This window comes from Paenibacillus sp. 1182, assembly GCF_017833915.1.
In the GTDB taxonomy this organism is placed as follows: domain Bacteria; phylum Bacillota; class Bacilli; order Paenibacillales; family Paenibacillaceae; genus Paenibacillus; species Paenibacillus polymyxa_D.
On the sequence record NZ_JAFICR010000002.1, the window covers coordinates 379,890 to 402,000 of the forward strand.

A 22,111-nucleotide genomic window follows, 5' to 3' on the forward strand; every position below is an offset into this window, starting at 1 on the left:
AATCGGAACAACTGTGTTTGTGGTATGAAAATGAGCGAATGTGTAGATGAAATAAAAAAGTGACGCTGAATTACAACAGCGTCACCATAATGTTCTGCTCCAGACGCTTCACGTCCTGGAGCTCGATCTTCCCGGCCATGGCGTGCAGAGCTGCCGCTGTGCCGCAGGCCGCTCCCTGCCGTAGCATGGCAGGGAGATCCAGCCCCGTCGCCGCGCCGGTGACCAGGCCGGCGACCATGGCGTCACCGCTGCCGAGCGCGCTGACAATGTCCGCGTCTGGCAGGCTCACGCGGTAGCGCGCATTGTGCGTTACCGCCAGCGCCCCGCTCGCGCCGAGCGAGATGACGGCCAGCTGCGCTCCGGCGTCCAGCAGCTTCGCTGCCGCCGCTTCAGCGGCATCCGGACGCGCTGCGTCGATCCCCGCGAAGTGGGCGGCCTCGTCCTCGTTAGGCTTCACGAGGTCGGGTTTTCCGCGCAGCCCCAAGCGCAGCGCCTCACCGCTCGCGTCCAGCGCCACCCGCGCGCCGCGCGCCTTCGCTAGCGTGCACAGCTCGGCGTATAGATCGGGCGGGCAGCCGGGTGGCAGGCTGCCGGAGAATACGACCCAAGCCGAATCCTCGGCAAGGGTCTCGATTTTGCGCCGCAGTGCGGCTAATTCAAGCGGCCCAACGGTCGGTCCGCTCTCAATCAGCTCGGTCTGCGTGCGCGCGGACGGGTCGAGCACGGTAATGGCGAGACGGGTTTCCCCATGTGCCATTTCGATGAAATCGGCGCTTACGCCTTCTGCACTCAACCCGTCAATGAGCAGCCGTCCGGTGTGTCCGGCAGCAAACCCGGTCGCTCGTACAGGCTCGCCTAGCGAGCGGATGACGCGGGCGGCATTCACGCCTTTGCCGCCCGGTACCGTCAGGCCGCCTTCAATGCGGTGGACGGCATTCAAACCGAAGCCTGCAACCGTGTAGATTTTATCCACAGCCGCGTTAAGCGTTACGGTGGTAATCACAAGGCATCACTCCTTTAAGATCAGCAATTTGCAACATTTGATGCCATTCGTTTATGTTAAGATATCAGCTTTAATCCCAATGCTGCGGCAAGAATCATGGCGATGAATAAAACACGCAGTACGCTTTTTTGCTCACCGTACAAGAACATGCCTGTAATCGTGCTGCCAACCGTTCCGATGCCTGTCCATACGGCATAGGAAGTTCCCATAGGCAAACTTTTCATGGCATAGCTGAGCAGGGAAAAGCTAAGAACAAAGGATAAGACCATAAGCACTAAGGACTTCCAGCCTTTGCCCACCGTAACTCCCTTCATACCGATGACTCCTAATACTTCCGAGCATCCCGCGATAACCAAAGCAATCCAAGCCATTATGCGCCACTCCCTTCCTGAACATCACGGTCGGTAACTAACTTCAGGCCGACCACACCTGCCAGCAAAAGGGCGATTAACAGCGTTTTGGACCATTGAAACGGTTCCCCGAATAGCAGCATTTCACCTACGACCGTTCCCCCTGTCCCTAGTCCAGTAAATACAGCATATACCGTGCCTACAGGCAAACGCTTCGCAGCCTTCATGATCAAATAAAAGCTGGCCACCACAGCCAGCACGGTTACAGCCCAGGCGAGTATAGAATCCGCATGCTTCAAACCCGATACCCATACGACCTCAATCAGGCCGCCAACAAAGACGTAAATCCAACTGCGATTCATGATGAATATTCTCCTCAAAAATAAATTTTATAAGTTCGACAGCTTCATGCTTCATGAGGTGAGGTTAACGTAATCCCACGCCAAAAAATAGGCCATGCAGCGTTCAGTCTTCGGTGGTAGTTGACGCTTCCACTGTACAGGAGCTCCACCATGACTCCGTCCACCAGTGTCATAAAGGCTAAAGCCACATTCACTGGCTCCATATGCCCAAAGGGTTCCCGATCCCGTGCATTACGGAGGTGACGAGTTAATTTTCGCTCCATTTTGTCCAGAAAAGGATTAACAATATCCAGCACCTCGTTATACAACGATACAGGCGGAAAGAAGGAAAAGCGAAGCATAAACTTGGCTGAGTCGTTGCTCTCATATTCCTGTCCCATCCAAAACAAGAAGTCATGCAGGGTATGCTTAAGCGGCTGATCTTTACGTTCCGTAAAGTACTCGAAAATACGTAGATTCTGCTCTTGAAAAGCATACCTCGCTACCTGTAGGAACAGATCCTCTTTGCCTTGGAAATGCGCGTATATAGACGGTTTTCGGATACCGACCTCAGCGGCAATACTGCTCAAGGATGCTCCTTCATACCCATTGGTGGCAAATTGAAAAAGAGCGGCCTTTCGAATCTCTTCCATTCCCATTATTGTCACCTACCTAACGTTCGTTAGTTTATTCTTGCACGAAAAAAAGTAAGTGTCAACCCAGCATCATTGTGTTTTGTATAAAGCTTTTCTTTGGATTTTTTTATCAACATTTTAATAAAAAAGTGGGAAGAAATAAGGGGCTCATGTACAATATAATGAAGAATACTTGTCGAATGCAGTCCACTGGAAGTGAGGTTAGTTATGAGGCGAAGCTTACTAGCCGTATTGATCGCGGCTATGGTGTTTATTATTTATTATTTTGGCTTGTTTAATTACATCGGCAAAAATGAAGGAACTGTCATCAGTATTTTTTCCACCCTGACAGTGATCTCCATCAGTCTGATTATTTTTACGGAGAATCGTAATCCCTCCACTACGATGTCCTGGATTTTGCTGCTGGCATTGCTGCCAGTCGTTGGACTTCCTCTCTATTTTCTGTTTGGGCAAAATGTATTCAAGCGTCGCAAGTATGATAAAAAGGCATTGCGTGACCAACAGGCTTACGACCGCATAGAAAAGGATGCTTTGCGAGTCAAACGGGATCTGACCTGCTTTACAGATGAGCAGCAGCAGTTGATGCGTTTGGCACGCAGACTGGCCCGCTCCCCGATTTATTTTGCGACCGAAACTCAAATTCTGAACAATGGAGATGAAACCTTCTCCACTTTGCTAGAAGAGCTGCGCAAGGCGCAGCATCATATCCATATGGAATATTACATTTTCCGTTCGGATGATATCGGTACCAGCATTCAGAAAATTTTGATTGAAAAGGCTAAAGCGGGTGTTAAGGTTCGGTTTATGTACGATGCGGTGGGCAGTATTCAGTTGTCAAAGTCATTTTTGAAAGAAATGAGAGATGCAGGAGTAGAGGTTGTTGCGTACGGCGGCGCTCGGATCTTGTTCTTCTCCAGCCGGGTAAACTATCGTAATCACCGTAAAATTGTAGTCATCGACGGTAATATCGGATTAATTGGTGGTCTAAATGTGGGAGATGAGTATCTCAGCCGCAACAAAGCCTACGGCTTTTGGCGTGATACGCATATGATTGTGAAGGGCGAAGCTGTGCGGACGTTGCAGCTTATATTTCTACAGGATTGGCTTCACATGACGGGTGAGTCGGTGCTCGATAGCGAATATCTGTCTCCCAGTATTGAACCCATTACAGACGGAGGCGTGCAGATTATTGCTAGCGGCCCGGATAATGAGCGGAGAGTGCTTAAAAATCTGTTTTTCTCCATGATCACGTCCGCCCGAAAATCAGTCTGGATTGCCACTCCTTATTTTATCCCGGATGAAGATATCCTGACTGCCTTACGGATGGCTGCCTTGTCCGGGTTGGACGTACGTATTCTGTTTCCCGCAAAACCGGATAAATGGCTACCTTTTCTCGCGTCTCATTCGTACTTCCAGTCGTTACTGGAGGTTGGAGTCAAGGTATATGAATATGAAAAAGGGTTCCTCCACTCCAAGCTCCTCATCATTGACGGGGAAGTTGCGACCATCGGGACAGCCAATATGGATATGCGTAGCTTTCATTTGAATTTTGAAGTTAACGCTCTGTTAATTCAAACGCACAGTGTGCAGCAGATGGTAACAGACTACGAACGAGATTTGCATTCTGCCAGTCTGATCGTACGCGAAGAATTCATGAAAAAACGTCTGTTCAAACGTTTGATGGAATCGCTCGCGCGGCTGCTTTCACCGCTGTTGTAGGTCATAAACGAATTCGCTACAGCACTATTCGGTAGTTAAAATGTAGTAAAGCCTAAAATATCCTGTAGACGGTATATAATATCTTTCCAAAATGTTGAATGATCCTCGTAAGCTGCTAGATCCAAGCTGTATTCAGCCCCCTGATTATTCCATAGCTTATCAAAATAGGCCGCAACCTGTCGGGTCAGCTTGCTGTCCGCCGGAGCGGCCACCCACAATTCATTTTCCAGATTCAAATCATCCAGATTACGGGGCGTCAGATTGGTAGAGCCACCCCAAATGATATGCTCTCCTTGCGCCTTGGCGATATAAATCAGTTTGGTATGGAATTGCTCATGGGTGGTATGATACCAGCGAATTTGAATGTTCCCGCCCGATTTATCGGACAACTCTTGGGCGACCGGACGATTGGGGATGCCGATTTTTTCCTGACCAAACGCGTTCTCATTGGGGTCCAGCAGTAATTGGATGTTTACACCGCGCGCAGAGGCATCCAGTAGGCTATTCAATACTTTGCGGTCAGCCAAATAAAACATGCCCATATGAATGCTGTCACCTTTCTTCGTCTGCCCGATGCCATCCAGAACCGAGGTGTACACCTTGCCCTCAGTTAGATATTTGATTCGATAGCTGTCCTTACTCGATGGAACTTTGGGTTCGGCCTGTGGTGTATAGGCAGGAAGCTGCCCACCGCCCGAAAAGTCCAACACCGCCTGTTCCGTTTGTAAAATGTCTCCGATGATGGGCCCCTTCACCTCCAGCGCTACATTGGAGTGGTAGGCGCTCGCGTCGTGCACATTGCCTGTAGAAATGAGCGCTGTCTGTTCGCTGACAACCAATTTTCGGTGATTGGCCTTGACGTTTAACAGCTTAAGATAGGAGCGAGCCGTAACATCCGGTCCGTCACTGGCCATCAGGTTGGGAATCCAGCCTGTGCCTTGCTGCCCGAACCATTGGAAGAAGGTACGCCACACCGCCGAATAGATGGGTGTAGAGTCCCGCAGGGGATCTACATCGGTCTGCACGACCTGAATCCCTGCTCGCTTCATATTTTCCAACAAAGGGTTGGGAGCAGAATTGTAGTTGGTATTGACTTCATCTGTAATGAAAAAGATAGGCATATCAGGATGAGCTTTCTTTTTGGCAATAAGATGATCGGTCATTTGTGCGCTAACTTGGGGGAAGTGCTGACCTTTATGCTTATAGTCGTTGAACAGAAACAGATCGATGACGATAAATTGCTCGGCTTCATCAATGATCCCGAGCATACGCTTCAAAATTTGTCCTTCATGCTGTGCAGTACTACCATCCCCGGTGGGATAGGTCAAATCCGTCCAGAAGTTTACCTCATGGGTTGAATACTCCTGGCTCTCATAAGAGACGAACGGAGGCAAGGGTTTATGGGTCTGATACAGCATGACGGCAATCAGCCAAAGGATAAGTACCAGAATGGCGATTTTAAGGGCACGGCCCTTATGCCTGGATTTTCTTTGATATTCCGGCTTAGAATGCAGCGGATCACGTGTAGTCATATGACGATCAACTCCTCAATTGGATGCTGCATTCCGTTTTACCGTGCCGGAACATGCAGTTTTATGATGGGATACTGTCAAGTTATTAACGCAAGTGTGCAGGATTGACGCGGATACTGAATGAAATGAAGGATGTTTTACTATTCGTTGAGGACATATGTCCTTTATAGAGAGTCTGCCCTATAATTTAATATATAGAAAAGTCATTTACATGGGGAGAATAACGATTTATGAGAGGAATCTTGTTTGCTTTTCTGGGAGGAGCGTGTATTACGCTACAAGGTGTAGCGAATACACGGATTAGTCAGGATATTGGTACATGGCAGGCTGCTGCTGTTACTCAGCTAATAGGGTTTATTTTGGCAGCATTAGTCTGGATGTTTACAAGGGATGGCAATGTGGCTGAAATGAAACAGGTGAAGCCAATGTATCTTTGGGGCGGTGCCTTTGCAGCTATTATTATATTTAGTGAAGTCACGGCGATCCAACATATTGGGGTTACGTTCACGATCTCGGCGTTGTTGATTGCGCAGTTGTGTTTAACCTTTCTGGTAGATATTAAGGGATGGTTCGGTATAGTGAAGCAAAAGATGAAGCTGCCACAATTTATAGGTATTGGTATGATGATCGCGGGTGTAATTATTCTGAAGCTTTAAAATAGAAATTTAACTTGTAAAGAAAGCTTAGAATGTAGAGATTGAAGGTGAGCTTAGGAATGAGAGAAATTCAGGATCAAGAGCAGCTAAAATATTTTTTGCAGCTGCATGAGTTGGAATCCATACTCTACGAGCCACTACATCCTTATTTGTCGTTGCATCGTTTGGAGCAAGGGGAAAAGCTCTGTTTACAGGGGGATCCCATTGAGCATCTATATATACTGGTGCAGGGCAAGGTCAAGATTTATACCAGTTCTACAGAAGGGAAAACCCTGATCCTTTGCTTCAAAACACCGATCGAGGTCATAGGAGATGTTGAATATATTCGGAATAGTCACGTCATCAACACGGTAGAGGCAGTGTCTCCGATCTATGTGATCGGTATTCACCACCAATGGATGAACAAATACGGCAAAGACTATGCTCCTTTGCTGCAATTTCTATTGGATGTTGTCACGCGAAAGTTTTGCCTGGACTCCGACTTTTCCAGTTTTAATCTCATGTATCCGGTGGAAGTCAGACTGGCGAGCTACCTGCTATCGGTTTCTTTTGACGAATCGAATACAGCTTTTCATGAGGAATTACGGGCATCCAGTCTGGTAGATGTGGCGAATTTGATCGGAACCAGCTATAGACATCTCAACCGTGTTATTCGCAAAATGATTGAAGATGGATGGGTTGAACGGACAAAAGGCTATATTGTCATTCGGGACAGAAAAGGTTTGAGTGAACTGGCAGGACATAATATTTATGAATCATTGTAATAGGAGCATGTAGTAAAAAACAGAAGAATATCAAGGATCATCAAGGGAGAGTTAACATATGTTATTAGGAATTGTATTGGCGGTTATCGCAGGTGCCTTGGTCAGTCTGCAAACGATATTCAATAATAAGGTGAATGAACGGACAGGATCGTGGGCCACAACAACATTGGTGCTGGGCACAGGGTTCTTGGCTTCCTTACTCGGGAGTCTTATTTTTGAAGGGAAAAATACATTTGCTTTACAGCATATGCAGCCGTGGTACTGGTTCAGTGGCATGATTGGTGTCGGTGTTGTGTTCTGTCTGGTACAAGGAATGAAGCGACTTGGCCCGACCTATGCGATCTCCATTGTATTGACAGCGCAATTAGGGACCGCCCTGTTGTGGGATTCATTAGGATGGCTAGGATTAGAGAAAATTCCGTTTACCATTAACAAGCTGATCGGTGTATTGGTCATTATCGGTGGTATTCTTGTGTTTAAATTTGGACATTTTGCAGAAAAGCGGCAGCTCAATTAGGGCGGCTTTTCTGTAAAGTTTCCGAAATAACTGGTTTATTGCGTATTTTGAACATGATCTATGGGGGAGAAAAAATGTTCACGATCGTGTATATATTTTCCCATCCATGATACAATGAGAGTATCTTAAAATAGCCATTTTAAGGGCATACGATATTTGTATAAGAGACGATAAATAGATCGGTTACCGTGTTCGGGAACGGTCTTATTTGTGCTTCTTGAACTTGATACAATAAACAGAGTGACTTTGGATGAGGTGGAACATAGATGAGTAGTACAGAGAATAAAAAAGGAGCACCTGACGGCTTTAACAGATCCGGCTCTTTGTTGCCTGCCGCGCGGACAGGCGAACGGAAGATTGAGCACGTCCGCCTTTGTTTGCAAGAAGATGTGGCCGGACAAGGTATCACCAGCGGGCTGGAGCGGTATGTCTTTAAGCACTGCGCTCTGCCGGAGTTGCATTTTGACGAGGTTCGCCTGGATACTACTTTTTTAGGACAGGCTGTACGAACACCGTTGCTTATTAGCTCCATGACAGGCGGCAGCGCCGAGACAGGAGCAATTAATGAGCGGTTAGCAGAGACAGCGGAGAGACGCGGCTGGGCATTGGGCGTCGGTTCGGTACGGGCTGCGGTGGAAAGGGAGGAACTGGCTTCAACCTTTGCGGTTCGCCGTCTGGCACCCAGTATCCCGATCCTTGCCAATCTGGGTGCGGTGCAACTGAACTACGGATTTGGCGTGGACGATTGTCGCCGTGCAGTGGAAATTGCTGGAGCAGATATGTTGGTGCTGCATTTGAACGGATTGCAGGAGATTTTTCAACCTGAAGGGAATTTGGATTTTAGCGGTTTGCTTCAGCGCATTGAGGAGTTGTGCCGTCAGCTTTCAGTGCCTGTAGGAGTGAAGGAAGTAGGTTGGGGCATAGATGGCGAGACGGCATCGAGACTGTATGATGCGGGTGCAGCCTTTATAGATATAGCTGGCGCAGGCGGGACAAGCTGGAGCCAAGTGGAAAAATTTCGCAATCCTGATCCTGTTCGTCGCGCGGCGGCGGAGGCATTTGCGGATTGGGGCAACTCGACCGCTGATTGTATCGTGGAAGTCAGAGCCGTTCAGCCACATGGTGCTCTGATCGGCAGCGGTGGACTGAGAGACGGTGTCGATGCAGCGAAGGCGCTCGCTCTGGGGGCTGACATGGCAGGCTTCGGGCGTTCTTTGCTCGGTTCGGCGGTTGCCTCCAGCGAAGCGCTGGAAGCACGCCTGGAGCAGGTGGAGCTGGAACTCCGAACGGTCATGTTTGGGATTGGGGTAGATGGAATAGAAGGACTCAAAGATACGACTCGACTAAGAAAGAAGGTAAACGGATGAGCGGACTTATTACATTGGTTCCGATGAATGCGGAGCAATATGATCGATTTGAACAACGCTCGCTTGCCGACTATGCGGATGAGAAAATCCAAGCAGGTACATGGACGGTAGAAGAAGCACCAGAACGTGCGGCAGAAAGTTTTGCTCGATACCTGCCACAGAGACTAGACACACCTCATGCTCACCTGTATATGTTGATGTTTTCCGATGCCGGGGGGCAGAGTCAGGAGGAAGCTGGCTACATCTGGTTCAATATTACGGATGGGGTGCAAGGAAAAGAAGCTTTCCTACTGGATATTCTTGTCTACGATTCATATCAGGGGAGGGGTCTAGGCACGCTGGCGATGGGGGCTTTGGAACAGGAGGCTCGCAGACTGGGAGCAGTCCGCATCGGTTTGCATGTATTTGGGCATAATGAGCGAGCTTTGCATGTATATCGCAAGTCGGGCTATCGGATTACAGATATCCAGATGAGCAAAGAAATCTAAATAGGGATAGCAATATCCTGAATTTCATAACCGTATGCTTGCCGCGTGTATAGGTTCTCATATATAATGTGGGTTGGTAAACTAACGGATGGCATAACGCATATTTTATATAAACGGGAGTTGTTCTGATTATGGCTTTAAAAGCGGGGATTGTGGGCTTGCCGAACGTGGGCAAATCAACACTTTTTAACGCAATAACGCAGGCGGGTGCGGAATCCGCAAACTATCCATTTTGTACGATTGACCCCAATGTAGGCGTCGTTGAAGTACCAGACGAGCGGCTGGATAAGCTGACCGAACTGGTTGTGCCGAATAAAACGGTGCCAACGGCATTTGAATTTGTTGATATTGCAGGACTTGTGCGCGGTGCGAGCAAGGGCGAGGGTCTGGGTAACAAATTTCTGGCTCATATTCGTGAAGTGGATGCGATTGTACATGTGGTACGTTGCTTTGAAGATGAGAACATTACCCATGTGGACGGCAAAATTGACCCGATCAGCGACATTCAGACCATTAATTTGGAACTGATTCTGGCGGATATCGAAAGTGTAGACAAGCGTATTGAACGTTCCCGCAAAAACATGAAGGGTGGCAACAAGCAGTACACCCAAGAGGTAGAAGTGCTGGAGCGGATCAAGGAATCGCTGTATGCTGATAAACCTGCGCGTAGCTTAGAATTAACGGATGAAGAACGGTTGATTGTACGCGATCTTCATTTGCTTACGATGAAGCCTGTACTGTACGCTGCAAATGTCAGCGAAGATGGCGTAACGGAAGCCGACAGCAATCCATATGTGCAACAGGTACGCGATTTTGCCGTAGCGGAAAATGCAGAAGTGGTACCGATCAGCGCCAAAGTAGAATCTGAAATCGCTGAGCTGGAAGGCGAAGACAAGGCGATGTTCCTTGAGGAGCTGGGATTAGCTGAATCCGGATTGAACCGTCTGATTAAAGCGGCTTACCGCTTGTTGGGACTGTATACGTATTTCACAGCAGGTGTACAGGAAGTACGCGCTTGGACGATTCATAAAGGAACGAAAGCACCGGGTGCTGCGGGCGTAATCCATACGGATTTTGAACGCGGATTTATTCGTGCCGAGGTTGTATCCTACAATGATTTGGTCGCTGCTGGTTCGATGAACGGGGCCAAGGAACGTGGTCAGCTTCGTCTGGAAGGTAAGGAATATGTAGTGCAGGACGGAGACGTTATGCATTTCCGTTTTAATGTTTAATATATAATTTCCAGAATACAATACCTGATTCGGATATATAAAAGACGATGACTTAATGTATGTGTGTTCTGAAAAGTGCTAGATTACGTGGTCGCTGCCTATATTAGGGCGGCGACTTTTTTATTGTATTGCTGTTGTGTGGATTTTTGCAAAATCCTAAATTAGTCAGTATTTCTTGTAGCTAATTCATGAATTAGTTGGTATAATAAAGAGCTGTAGCCAGTGAAATTGAAGCTGGTTCATATTAATTTAACTGAAGAGGTGAATCGCTTGTTGGACCGATTGCAATCATTGGCGGACCGCTACGATAAACTGAGCGAACTGCTCTGCGATCCGGATGTAGCGAACGATAGCAAAAAACTTAGAGATTATTCCAAAGAACAGTCTGATTTACAGCCTGCTTATGAAGCATATACCGAATATAAAAATGTCGTTGAAGAGCTGGAAGCTGCAAAAACCATGCAGGGTGAAAAGCTGGACGACGAGATGCGTGAAATGGTCAAAATGGAGATTGAAGAACTGAGTGTTCGCAAGCGGGAGCTGGATGAAAAAATCCGTATTTTGCTGCTGCCAAAGGACCCGAATGATGATAAGAACGTTATTATTGAGATTCGTGGTGCAGCAGGTGGTGACGAAGCGGCACTGTTCGCAGCTGACTTGTATCGGATGTATACTCGTTATGCCGATACCCAAGGCTGGCGTGTAGAGCTGATGGACGCGAACATGAATGATCTCGGGGGCTTTAAAGAGGTTATTTTCATGATTAACGGTCGTGGTGCATACAGCAAAATGAAATTCGAAAGCGGCGCACACCGCGTACAGCGGATTCCGACGACGGAATCAGGTGGGCGTATTCATACGTCGACATCTACAGTATCCGTTATGCCTGAGGCCGAAGAAGTGGATATTGAAATTTCCGATAAGGATATTCGCGTGGATACGTTCTGTTCCAGCGGTGCAGGCGGACAGTCCGTTAATACGACCAAGTCGGCGGTGCGTGTAACGCATATGCCAACAGGTATTATGGCAACCTGTCAGGACGGAAAATCCCAGAACTCCAATAAGGAGAAGGCGCTGCAAGTTTTGCGTGCCCGTATTTCGGATATGTTGCGTCAGGAAGAGGAAGCCAAATATGCAGGCGAGCGTAAGAGCAAAGTAGGTACTGGAGACCGCAGTGAGCGTATACGTACCTACAATTTCCCGCAAAGCCGTGTAACGGATCATCGTATTGGCCTAACTATGCATAAGTTGGACCAGGTGATGAACGGGGAGATCGAAGAAATCGTATCGGCGCTCACGATTGCAGAGCAGGCTGATTTGATGGAACAAGAGGTTTAAGTTTTGGGGAACGAACGCGATTGTGTGTATCGGATGTCGCCGGAACGGAACATGAGTGTCAGAGAAGCCTTAGTTGAGGCTTCTTCTTTTTTAGGAAGCTGTGGCGTTCTGGAGCCGCAGCATAATGCCCGTTTGCTGCTGGAGCATGTGCTCGGGTTGGAAGGTACGGCGTTTTACGCCGCTTTGGGTGATCCGTTCCCTTCCACCGCCAAGGAGGCGTGGGAACGGATCATAGCCCGTAAAGCTGCGGGTGAACCGGCGCAGTATATTATCGGACGGCAGGAATTTTATGGCCGCCCGTTCTTGGTTTCGCCATCGGTGCTGATTCCACGCCCCGAGACAGAACTGCTCGTCGAGGCGATACTCCAGCACGGCGATCGGCTGTGGCCAAGCGGCGCTCCGCAGGCGCTCGACATCGGCGCGGGCAGCGGTGCGATTGCCGTGACGCTGGCGGCTGAGCGACCGAGCTGGCGCGTGGCGGCAGGGGATATTTCGGCTGCCGCGTTAAAAGTTGCGGCTCATAACGCCGCTGCGAACGGCGCAGTCGTAGAATTCCGCGAGGGCGATCTGCTGACGCCATTTGCGGGAACGGCGGTGGACATTCTCGTGTCCAACCCGCCGTACATCCCGGCTGCTGACATCGCTGGCTTACAGCCAGAGGTACGCGACCATGAGCCGCGGATGGCGTTGGATGGTGGTCCTGACGGGCTCGGCCCGTATCGGGCAATGCTGGAGCAGCTCGGACTCCTTCAGACTCCGCCCCGGCTAATCGGGTTTGAACTGGGGATGGGACAGGCCAGAGACGTGGCTGGCCTGTTGGAACAGGCAGGTCATTGGAAGGACATTATAATCGTTCCTGACCTTGCAGGGATCGAACGACATGTCCTAGGCGTCTCGGAGTAGTGCTGCATTTTCTTTTTGCGAGTCTTTCCTTTAGAATAAGAGGGGTATGACCGAGAAACGGCTCAGGGGGAAATCATGCTTCAGAAATTGAAAAAAATTGACGGTCCGGTTATCTTTATTCTGGTTTTGCTCATGGCGATTAGTATCATAACGGTATACAGCGCAGGTAGGGGCCCTACGAACTTGGCAGAGCACGGCAATGACTACCAGAAGATGATCGGGTATTATATATTGGGTTTTGTGGCGATCTTGGGTTTAGCGATGGTCGATTTTCGGATATTCATTAAAAAAGCCCTGTACGTATATGGAGGCGGAATATTCCTATTGGGTCTCGGATTTTTTGGCGGGACGGTTAACAACTCTCAGGGCTTTTTGAAAATTGGTGGCTTGAATCTTCAGCCTGCTGAGGTATTCAAGCTGGTCCTTATCATTTTTCTGACTTATATGCTGATCAAAAAGCGCAAGAGCAAGCTGTATTTTATTCAGGATGTTCTTCCAGTCGCTCTGGTGAGCTTTGTCCCGTTTGCCATGGTTATGGCACAAAATGACTTGGGTAATGCGCTCGGTTACATTGTCATCGTCATCGGTATGCTATGGATTGGTAATGTGAAGGCATCTCATGCGTTAATCGGATTCATCGTATTTGCAGTCGCTGTTGGTGGCGGGATCAAAGCTTATATTTCGTTTCACGATGAGATTGACTCCTTTATGAAGGGGATTGGCCGTAGTCACTGGGTTGAGCGTTTGGACCCTTGGTTGGTACCGGAAGAGGCAACCGCGAAGGCGTCTTATCATACCAAAAATGCCAAGCTGGCGATAGCCTCTGGCGGGATGATGGGCAAGGGCTTTTTGCAAGGAACCTCGGTACAGTCCGGGCGTGTTCCTTATACGTACGCGGATTCTATTTTTGTGGTCGTAGCGGAGGAATTTGGCTTTGTAGGCTCTTCAGTGCTGCTATTGTTATATTTTATTTTGATTCACCGCATGATCCTGATTTCGCTGGAATGCCGGGATCGCGCCGGACCGTATATTATTGTCGGGATTGTGTCCATGTTGCTGTACCAGATTTTTGAGAATATTGGTGCGTTTCTGGGCATTATGCCGCTTACGGGGATTACGCTCCCGTTCATAAGTTATGGTGGTACCTCGTTGCTTATTAACATGGCTAGTATCGGCTTGGTTATGAGTATTAAGGTGCACGGCCAAGAGCTGGAGGACGATCTGCCGCAGCCTTCCAGAGTAAGCTTGACGAAGGCGAAAAAAGCCTAGTGCAGGTGGATTTGGCTTGAAACTGATTGGCATTTGTGTGAGTTGAAACGGTGCAACGAAAGAGTCCAGATTGTGAAATCTGGGCTTTTTTATATGCCTCGGTGAGGGTCAGAAGCTTGGTGTAGCATGATTTGAGGGTGTATTGAAGAAAATCTGTAAAGTGTTCCTGAATCTTTTATAAGATTCATAGGTTTAGACTCTCCCAAACCGGACAGACTGATAGACATGATAGAGTTTGGGTTTGGGGGAGACGAAGATGAACAATTGGATCAAGCAAGCTGCAATGATACTATTTTGTATTTCGATATTAATGATGTCTTGGGAAGGTCAAAAGACGGATGCTGCTATGACCACTGGAACAAGAGGAACCTTAGCATCAGGAGTAGCTACAACAGGGCTGAATGTGATTCCACATGACTCCATTCGACTGCGTATTTTGGCCAACTCGGATCGTCCGGAGGATCAGCTGGTTAAACGCGAAATACGGGACGCTATTGTACAGCAGATGAATGCCTGGGTGGGTGAGCTGGAAAACCCGCAAAGCTTAGATCAAGCTAGATCATTGATTGGTGCTCATTTACCTGAAATTGACCGTTTGGTAGGTACGGAACTGGCTCGTCGCGGCATTGCATATGATCATCAGGTGGAACTGGCGAGCGTACCTTTCCCGACGAAAATGTACGGTGGTCTGGTCTACCCAGCAGGGAATTATGAAGCGCTTCGGGTTACGCTGGGGCAAGGAAAAGGGCAAAATTGGTGGTGCGTGCTGTTTCCTCCGTTGTGCTTTATTGATGCAGGCAGTGGGGAAGCAGCGGCACAAACGGTATCAGCAAAAACGGATCACGGAGAAAGTCGGACGAATGCCGCTGACAAGGAGCCGGAAGTACGTTTTTTTCTGTGGGATGCACTTGCGGGACTGTGTAGCTGGGTGAGTGGCTTGTTTGCCTAAACGTTGAGGAGTGTAAGTTTCCCCATATGCTATAATGGAACTTACGATAGATATACACATGGCAGAGCCAATGAACTGATCTTTCAAAGTAGCCTTATAGGATCAGAAGAAATCACTGGCCTGTATATGACAATAAGATATGGGATGATCTGATATGAGCGATAAATCGAATCAAATGCAAGACTTGCGCGGAGATTTTGTGCAAAAGGAAAAATCGGAGCAAAAGCTGGACGAACAGGAAAATTGCGAGCTGAAGCAGGCATTGAAGTCTTCCCATACCCAATGGTGGGATGTAAGATGTTTGGTTCCTGTGAGCAACACTGACGGGGATGTTTCTGACGAAATTTGGGATGAACAGACTCGGATCGCGGCGGAAAAGGGCATACGCGAGGCCGCCTTACTTCTCCAAGCTGGAGAGACGGTAGCCTTTCCTACGGAGACCGTGTACGGCCTGGGGGCCGATGCACGTAGTACAAAAGCGGTGGAGACGGTATTTGCTGCCAAAGGACGCCCTTCCGATAACCCGCTCATTGTACATATTTCTGATGCTGATCAATTAGAGGGGTTGGTAGCAGAAATAAACGATACAGCCCGGGCGCTTATGAATATGTTCTGGCCGGGACCGCTGACTCTCGTATTGCCAGTGGTGCCGCAGGCACTGTCATCGCGTGTGACAGCTGGGCTGGATACAGTCGGTGTGCGCATGCCGGATCATCCGATAGCGCTTCGTTTGATCGCTGAAGCGGGTTGTCCACTGGCTGCGCCAAGCGCCAACCGGTCGGGAAGGCCCAGTCCCACCCTTGCACAGCATGTGCGAGAGGATCTGGAGGGCCGCATTGGCGGCATTTTGGACGGAGGTCCCACAGGGGTGGGGCTGGAGTCCACGGTGGTGCAGGCGGGTGACGACGGAACCGTCACCATCCTGCGCCCCGGCGGCGTGACGGCTGAGCAGCTCGCTGCGGTTGCTCGCGCCGTCGTGCTGGACCCGGCGTTGACTGTTACGCCCGGGGAAGACGCGGACAGCCCAGCGCCGCGCTCGCCGGGCATGAAGTACACGCACTACGCGCCGCGAGGCCGCTTGAGCGTGGTACAAGGCCCGTCGTCCGTTGAGGTGACGGGCTGGATTCGCGCCGCGCTGGCGGAGGCTTCCGCGCGCGGGGAGCGCACGGCAGTGCTCGCGTTCGACGAGCATGCCGCCGGCTACGCCGGAGAACGCGTCTACACGCTAGGCAAGCTGGACGCGCTCCATGAGGCGGCGCAGCGCCTGTACGGCGTGCTGCGCCGCTGCGACGAGGACGGCGTCACCTACATTTTGTCGGAATCCTGTCCGCCGAAAGGATTGGGAGACGCCGTCATGAACCGCCTGCTTAAAGCGGCAGGTCACCGAATCGTCCGCTTGTAGCTTCTGTCGAATCAGAGCCTCTTATATTAAATTTTCCTCCCTCCTCGTCTCGGTATTGGGTACTTTCAGTACATGCTTGTACTGATTTGCCCCTTGTCCGCATAACGTGTACAAGAACAGACGGATAATGGAGGGATGGAGTATGCTGGCAGCCTCTGCCCATGCCGGGCAGGTTGTAACGATTCTGATCATGGCGGTAGCGCTAGGAATGGATGCGTTATCGCTGGGCGTAGGGATCGGCATGAAGGGGATACGCCTGCGAGACGTGCTGCGCATCAGTACTGTCATTGGCTTTTTTCATATTCTGATGCCATTACTGGGAATGTTCACAGGCCATTATATGAGTTCTTTATTAGGTCATGTGACGGCCTACTTCGCAGGGGGTCTACTCATCCTTTTGGGCGGGCATATGGTGTATAATTCCTTTAAAGGGGACGGCGTACAGGTATTGGATCATCGTTCGCCTTTAGGCCTTTTGCTGTTTGCACTTGGGGTGAGCGTTGACTCATTTTCTGTAGGAGTGTCACTAGGTATGTTCCAGAGTGATCTGGTGCTGTCCGTTCTGGCGTTTGGTTTTTGCGGGGGAGCAATGGCGATGCTGGGCCTGCTGCTGGGTCGCAAGGTCAGCCGTAATCTAGGAGATTATGGGGAAGCAGTGGGTGGTGCCATTTTGTTGGCATTCGGCTTTATGTTTATGTTTTGATTTTAGCGTAGACAGTGTAAAATAAGTGCAGGGTTAAAGTAAGGGATTAGGATTATAGTAATCCTCTGTTTATATATTTTTTAACATACGGGGGGTGAAAACGTTGAAGAATATCTTATTTGTATGCACAGGGAATACCTGTCGTAGTCCAATGGCTGAAGGGATGCTGCGTAAGTTGGCTGCTGAGCATGGACTAGAACTGGAAGTGCGTTCTGCGGGAGTGGCAGCGATGGAAGGCACGCCGATATCCCGACATGCAGAGGCGGTTCTACGTGATCACGATATATCCGATCAGATCACTTCAACCCCTTTGAGCGACGGGCTTGCCGGGTGGGCACATCTGATCTTAACCTTGACGCAAGGGCATAAACAGCACGTAATTCAGCGCTTTCCCCAAACGGCGGGCAAAGTATTTACGCTTAAGGAATATGTGGAGAACCGGGATGCGGTGTTGAATGATGTACAGGAGTTGGATGGTTTATATGCTTCACAGCAGTTGATGGCTTCACTCGGACAAGAGCTATCGGCGCAGGAGCGTGAACGAATGATTGAATTACACCAACGGATTCCGGGCTTTGATATTTCAGATCCGTTTGGCGGTTCGCGAGAAGACTACGATGTCACAGCTGCAGAAATCCGTACGGCGCTGCACAAGCTGCTGGACAAGCTAAAGGCTTCTTCCGAATAAAATTGGTATTACTCATCTGTTTTGTACGGAATCTGTTGATTTTCGGCGGCTAATCCGTTAAGATAAGGTGGAAAAATGAGAATCCGATGTAACTGGCGACAAAAGTGGGATTAACCACGATGGAGCATCGGATATACGGCCGGTCGCCTGGGCAAAAGAGCAATTCCACATAGGTGTGGACTGCTCTTTTTTTCATATACAAGTTGAGCCAGATTGTTAGCTGAGAGTTGATTCCTTTAAAGGTTCTTCCATTTTTTCTGCTCGAAATCTGAAACATCGGCTATAATATAGTCAGATTGTGATCAGGAGAGAGTGTGTTGAACTTGGGGCATGAGACCGTGCCTAGTCTCTGAGAGACTGTTCAACCAAAGGAGGTTCCAATAGTGGGACAATTGGATCATGAGATTTCGCTGGAAGCACAGACCACTTCTGTTGTGCGGGAAATCGCAGAAGCAGCCAGTCTCAAGGCTGGCCGCCTGCTGGTTATTGGTGTTAGCACAAGTGAAGTGGCTGGAAGTCGGATTGGTACGGCGGGAGCGCTCGATGTGGCTCAGCAACTGTTGTCTGGAGTAGAGTCCGTTCGCAGGGAGTATGGCTTTGATGTGGCGTTTCAATGCTGTGAGCATTTAAACCGAGCGCTGGTCGTTGAACGGGCTGTGCTGGAGCGACTGGGACTGACGGAGGTTGCAGCTGTTCCTGTTCGTACAGCAGGAGGCTCTATGGCCACCGTCGCCTATCGTTCTATGAGTGACGCGTGTTTGGCGGCGAACGTGCAGGCCCATGCCGGGATAGACATCGGCGAAACGCTGATTGGCATGCATCTGCGACCCATTGCTGTTCCATTTCGCCCAAGTCTTCGCTGGATTGGCGAAGCACGTGTGACAGCGGCATTCACCCGTCCTCCACTTATTGGTGGACAACGGGCAGTGTATAGTCTGGAGCAAGAAGTCGGCGGAAACTGCGATTAGCATTTGGCATGGCGGCATGTTTGTACTAATCTTTTTTGCATTGATGATGAGGTACCCAACAGAGGAGCAGGCGTTTGCTTGTATACCCAACAATTGACTATGGAGAGGGAGTAATCAATCATGATGGAACACCTGCGTAAAAGTGACCCGGCAGTGATGGAAGCAATGGGACTTGAACTGAAACGACAACGCCACAATATCGAGCTAATCGCATCCGAGAACATTGTCAGTGAAGCAGTAATGGAAGCCATGGGCTCCGTGCTGACGAATAAATATGCTGAAGGTTATCCGAACAAACGCTACTATGGTGGCTGTGAGCATGTAGATATCGTTGAAGACATCGCACGTGACCGCGCAAAAGAATTGTTCGGCGCCGAGCATGCTAACGTGCAGCCTCACTCTGGAGCACAAGCCAACATGGCGGTGTATCTGGCAGCTCTCAAACCTGGAGATACTGTACTGGGTATGAATCTGGCGCATGGTGGCCATTTAACACACGGAAGTCCGGTTAACGCTTCCGGCTTGTTGTATAACTTTGCTGCTTACGGTGTACGCGAAGACAACTTCCGCATCGACTACGATGAAGTGCGCAAGGCAGCCTTTAAGCACCGCCCTCGTCTGATTGTAGCTGGCGCGAGTGCATATCCGCGTACTATTGATTTTGAAGCATTTGCTTCCATTGCCAATGATGTAGGTGCTCTGTTCATGGTGGATATGGCACATATCGCAGGTCTCGTGGCAGCGGGAATTCACCCAAGTCCAGTTCCGCATGCCCAATTTGTAACAACAACAACACACAAAACGCTGCGTGGTCCGCGCGGGGGTCTGATTCTGACTCGCAAAGCATGGGCGCAAGCGATTGATAAAGCTATTTTCCCTGGTACTCAAGGGGGGCCACTGATGCATGTGATCGCGTCCAAAGCGGTTGCTTTGGGTGAAGCGCTCCAGCCATCGTTCAAAACCTATGCGCAAAACGTAGTTCGCAACGCACAGGTGCTGGCTGAAACACTGTTGGCTGAAGGGATTAACATTGTATCCGGTGGTACGGATAACCATCTGATGCTGTTGGATACGCGCAATTTGAATATCACAGGTAAAGAAGCAGAGCATGTATTGGATTCGGTGGGCATCACGGTCAATAAAAATGCGATTCCTTTTGACCCGACCAGTCCATTCGTAACAAGCGGAATTCGTATTGGTACACCTGCTGCAACATCTCGTGGTATGGATGAAGAGGCTATGGTCAAAATCGGTAAAATCATTGCCGAAACCCTTAAAAACCCGAAAGATGATACTGTATTGTCCAAAGCAAGCCAAGCGGTTGGCGAGTTGACAGACAAGTTCCCGATTTATCCAGGAACTCAATACTAATTCATCGACATTCATAATTTTTATGTTATAGGCTGTTTTCCTTCCGTAAGCCGGAGGAGAACAGTCTTTTTTTGCTTCCGAACGACTCGAAACATACATTTTTGGGTAATAAGCGATTACAGTAAGGGTTTATGCGCGCTATCCTTCATGATCTACGACAAAGGAGTGATTGCATTGAGTCAAAGAAAATCCGCGCAATTTTTGCAGCAACTCGTATTTGTAGGACCGATGGCGTTGTTTTTTGTCTTGATTATGGTCATTCCGTTCCTGCTGGGGCTGTATTATTCCATGACGAACTGGGATGGAGTATCTGAAAATATCCGATGGCTCGGGCTAGGGAATTACGTTCATATTTTTAGGGACGATCCAGATTTCCGTAATGCGTTCTGGTTTACGGTTCGGTTTACCGTATGTGGTGTCATTCTGACGAACCTGATTGGCTTTTTCCTAGCCTATGCACTTACCAAACCGTTGCGTACCCGTAATGCACTGCGAACTGTATTTTTTATGCCCAATATGATTGGCGGCTTGCTGCTCGGCTTCATCTGGCAATTTATATTTGTACGCGGCTTTTCTGCGGTAGGGGAGGCAACAGGGCTTTCCTTTTTTAAACTGCCGTGGCTGGGTGATGGGCCAACTGCTTTTTGGGGAACTGTCATTGTGTTTGTATGGCAATATGCAGGTTATCTCATGGTTATTTACATATCTTCGTTAAATAATGTCCCGTCTGCCCTGATTGAATCGGCTCAAATTGACGGCGCGGGCCGAAGACAGATTTTGCGTCATATTGTAGTGCCACTTATTATGCCAGCGGTGACCGTCTGCTTGTTCCTGGCGATATCCTGGTCCTTTAAAGTATTTGAATTGAATTTGGCTCTCACCAAGGGGGGACCTTTCAAGTCGACAGAGTCTGTAGCGTTGGACATATATAATGAAGCGTTTACAAATAATCGACTTGGATTGGGAACTGCCAAGGCTATGATTTTCTTCGTGGTCGTTGCGATCATTACCAGCATTCAGGTACGTCTCACGAAGAAAAAGGAGGTCGAAATGTAATGGAAAAAACGTCAAACTACCGTTTGGGCACATGGGTTGCTGAAATATTGCTTATTGTGATCGGGTTAATTTTTCTGGTTCCATTCTATTTTTTGCTCGTAAACTCCGTTAAATCCTTTGGTGACATTTTGGCCCATTCCGCTTCGTGGCCGACAACCTTCCGTTTTGAAAACTATGCTAACGCCTGGAATAAAATAAACTTTCCCACAGCACTGGGGAATTCACTGATTGTCACGATCGTCAGTAATGCGCTTTTGCTGCTCATCAGCTCGATGGCCGCTTACCAGATGGTTCGGCATGACACTCGTTTTAACCGGTTCCTGTTCGGTTTGCTTGTGGCTGCGATGGTAGTTCCCTTTCAATCGATTATGTTGCCGCTTATGGAAGTGTCCAACGTATTGAGCTTGAACAACAGTATACCGGGACTGATCTTATGTTATCTGGGTTTTGGAGCGCCTTTATCCGTTTTTCTTTTTCATGGCTTTATTAAAACGGTACCTATTGAGATCGAGCAGGCGGCAAGGGTGGACGGTTCATCCCGGTACGGGGTGTTCTTTCGCATCGTTTGTCCACTGCTGCTGCCTATGTTCGTAACCGTGCTTATCTTGAATACCTTATGGATCTGGAATGACTATCTGTTGCCTTCGCTCATTTTGAATGATCCTGAGCTGCGTACCATTCCGATTGCAACCTATATGTTGTTTGGTCAGTACACCAAGCAATGGGACTTGGCGCTGCCAGCACTGGTGTTGGGAATCACGCCAATTGTTGTGTTTTTTCTGGTGATGCAAAAATACATCGTTTCTGGCATTGCAGCCGGCGCGGTCAAAGGCTGATGG

The 22,111-nt window shown here is 49.0% G+C and carries 23 protein-coding genes and 1 riboswitch; of the genes, 18 read left to right on the plus strand and 5 right to left on the minus strand.

The features are described 5' to 3' along the window. Window positions 1-70: 70 nt before the first annotated feature. From JOD82_RS04790 to JOD82_RS04805, 4 genes are read right to left on the minus strand one after another with little or no spacing between them, the layout of a single operon-like run. Window positions 71-1,003 (minus strand): 1-phosphofructokinase family hexose kinase, encoded by a 933-nt coding sequence (locus tag JOD82_RS04790; protein WP_209947782.1) that lies wholly within the window; start codon window positions 1,001-1,003, stop codon window positions 71-73. A gap of 56 nt (window positions 1,004-1,059) precedes the next feature. Then, window positions 1,060-1,374 carry a DMT family transporter gene (locus JOD82_RS04795; RefSeq protein WP_013312355.1) on the minus strand — a complete coding sequence of 105 codons (315 nt, stop codon included), beginning with the start codon at window positions 1,372-1,374 and terminating at the stop codon, window positions 1,060-1,062. Further along, on the minus strand, window positions 1,374-1,715 hold the full coding sequence (locus JOD82_RS04800; protein WP_013312354.1) for a DMT family transporter: 342 nt from the start codon (window positions 1,713-1,715) through the stop codon (window positions 1,374-1,376). The genes JOD82_RS04795 and JOD82_RS04800 overlap by 1 nt, the downstream gene beginning before the upstream one ends. A gap of 44 nt (window positions 1,716-1,759) precedes the next feature. Then, window positions 1,760-2,353: a TetR/AcrR family transcriptional regulator gene (locus tag JOD82_RS04805; RefSeq protein WP_209947784.1), complete on the minus strand. Its 594-nt coding sequence runs from the start codon at window positions 2,351-2,353 to the stop codon at window positions 1,760-1,762. 204 nt (window positions 2,354-2,557) lie between these two features. Here JOD82_RS04805 and cls point away from each other — a divergent pair, with 204 nt between their 5' ends. Then, window positions 2,558-4,069 carry a cardiolipin synthase gene (cls, locus tag JOD82_RS04810; protein WP_029518528.1) on the plus strand — a complete coding sequence of 504 codons (1,512 nt, stop codon included), beginning with the start codon at window positions 2,558-2,560 and terminating at the stop codon, window positions 4,067-4,069. Window positions 4,070-4,104: 35 nt separating this feature from the next. On the opposite strand, the gene JOD82_RS04815 is transcribed toward cls, so the two are convergent. Next, on the minus strand, window positions 4,105-5,601 hold the full coding sequence (locus JOD82_RS04815; RefSeq protein ID WP_069010025.1) for a phospholipase D family protein: 1,497 nt from the start codon (window positions 5,599-5,601) through the stop codon (window positions 4,105-4,107). A 230-nt stretch (window positions 5,602-5,831) separates the two neighbouring features. Between JOD82_RS04815 and JOD82_RS04820 the strand changes: the two genes are divergently transcribed. From JOD82_RS04820 to JOD82_RS04900, 17 genes are all read left to right on the plus strand, one after another. Next, window positions 5,832-6,257: a DMT family transporter gene (locus JOD82_RS04820; protein WP_069010024.1), complete on the plus strand. Its 426-nt coding sequence runs from the start codon at window positions 5,832-5,834 to the stop codon at window positions 6,255-6,257. Window positions 6,258-6,316: 59 nt separating this feature from the next. After that, window positions 6,317-7,021: a Crp/Fnr family transcriptional regulator gene (locus JOD82_RS04825; RefSeq protein ID WP_029518525.1), complete on the plus strand. Its 705-nt coding sequence runs from the start codon at window positions 6,317-6,319 to the stop codon at window positions 7,019-7,021. A gap of 58 nt (window positions 7,022-7,079) precedes the next feature. Then, on the plus strand, window positions 7,080-7,538 hold the full coding sequence (locus JOD82_RS04830; RefSeq protein ID WP_029518524.1) for a DMT family transporter: 459 nt from the start codon (window positions 7,080-7,082) through the stop codon (window positions 7,536-7,538). Between the two features lie 266 nt (window positions 7,539-7,804). Then, window positions 7,805-8,905 (plus strand): type 2 isopentenyl-diphosphate Delta-isomerase, encoded by a 1,101-nt coding sequence (gene fni, locus JOD82_RS04835; protein WP_209947786.1) that lies wholly within the window; start codon window positions 7,805-7,807, stop codon window positions 8,903-8,905. After that, window positions 8,902-9,393: a GNAT family N-acetyltransferase gene (locus JOD82_RS04840; RefSeq protein WP_209947788.1), complete on the plus strand. Its 492-nt coding sequence runs from the start codon at window positions 8,902-8,904 to the stop codon at window positions 9,391-9,393. The genes fni and JOD82_RS04840 overlap by 4 nt, the downstream gene beginning before the upstream one ends. A 131-nt stretch (window positions 9,394-9,524) precedes the next feature. After that, a complete protein-coding gene (gene ychF, locus JOD82_RS04845; RefSeq protein WP_209947790.1) occupies window positions 9,525-10,625 on the plus strand; it encodes a redox-regulated ATPase YchF in 1,101 nt (366 codons plus the stop codon). A gap of 270 nt (window positions 10,626-10,895) precedes the next feature. Next, window positions 10,896-11,963 carry a peptide chain release factor 1 gene (prfA, locus tag JOD82_RS04850; RefSeq protein ID WP_013312344.1) on the plus strand — a complete coding sequence of 356 codons (1,068 nt, stop codon included), beginning with the start codon at window positions 10,896-10,898 and terminating at the stop codon, window positions 11,961-11,963. Between the two features lie 3 nt (window positions 11,964-11,966). After that, window positions 11,967-12,866, plus strand: coding sequence for a peptide chain release factor N(5)-glutamine methyltransferase (gene prmC, locus JOD82_RS04855; protein ID WP_209947792.1), 900 nt, complete (start codon window positions 11,967-11,969; stop codon window positions 12,864-12,866). 75 nt (window positions 12,867-12,941) lie between these two features. Beyond that, on the plus strand, window positions 12,942-14,135 hold the full coding sequence (locus tag JOD82_RS04860) for an FtsW/RodA/SpoVE family cell cycle protein (RefSeq protein ID WP_071643366.1): 1,194 nt from the start codon (window positions 12,942-12,944) through the stop codon (window positions 14,133-14,135). Window positions 14,136-14,391: 256 nt separating this feature from the next. After that, window positions 14,392-15,084 carry a stage II sporulation protein R gene (gene spoIIR, locus JOD82_RS04865; RefSeq protein WP_209947794.1) on the plus strand — a complete coding sequence of 231 codons (693 nt, stop codon included), beginning with the start codon at window positions 14,392-14,394 and terminating at the stop codon, window positions 15,082-15,084. Between the two features lie 154 nt (window positions 15,085-15,238). Then, window positions 15,239-16,486, plus strand: coding sequence for an L-threonylcarbamoyladenylate synthase (locus tag JOD82_RS04870; RefSeq protein ID WP_209947796.1), 1,248 nt, complete (start codon window positions 15,239-15,241; stop codon window positions 16,484-16,486). 142 nt (window positions 16,487-16,628) lie between these two features. Continuing rightward, window positions 16,629-17,189 carry a manganese efflux pump MntP gene (locus JOD82_RS04875; protein WP_023990719.1) on the plus strand — a complete coding sequence of 187 codons (561 nt, stop codon included), beginning with the start codon at window positions 16,629-16,631 and terminating at the stop codon, window positions 17,187-17,189. 103 nt (window positions 17,190-17,292) lie between these two features. Then, window positions 17,293-17,877, plus strand: a complete 585-nt coding sequence (locus JOD82_RS04880) for a low molecular weight protein arginine phosphatase (RefSeq protein ID WP_029518516.1) — start codon at window positions 17,293-17,295, stop codon at window positions 17,875-17,877. A gap of 78 nt (window positions 17,878-17,955) precedes the next feature. Further along, window positions 17,956-18,037, plus strand: a riboswitch (ZMP/ZTP riboswitch). Between the two features lie 220 nt (window positions 18,038-18,257). Beyond that, window positions 18,258-18,845, plus strand: a complete 588-nt coding sequence (locus tag JOD82_RS04885; RefSeq protein WP_209947923.1) for a TIGR01440 family protein — start codon at window positions 18,258-18,260, stop codon at window positions 18,843-18,845. Window positions 18,846-18,965: 120 nt separating this feature from the next. Further along, entirely contained in the window at window positions 18,966-20,216 is a 1,251-nt protein-coding gene (locus JOD82_RS04890; RefSeq protein ID WP_013312336.1) for a serine hydroxymethyltransferase, read from the plus strand. 147 nt (window positions 20,217-20,363) lie between these two features. Continuing rightward, entirely contained in the window at window positions 20,364-21,272 is a 909-nt protein-coding gene (locus JOD82_RS04895) for a carbohydrate ABC transporter permease (protein ID WP_397376020.1), read from the plus strand. Further along, entirely contained in the window at window positions 21,272-22,108 is an 837-nt protein-coding gene (locus JOD82_RS04900; RefSeq protein WP_069010016.1) for a carbohydrate ABC transporter permease, read from the plus strand. The genes JOD82_RS04895 and JOD82_RS04900 overlap by 1 nt, the downstream gene beginning before the upstream one ends. The last annotated feature ends 3 nt before the right edge of the window (window positions 22,109-22,111 follow it).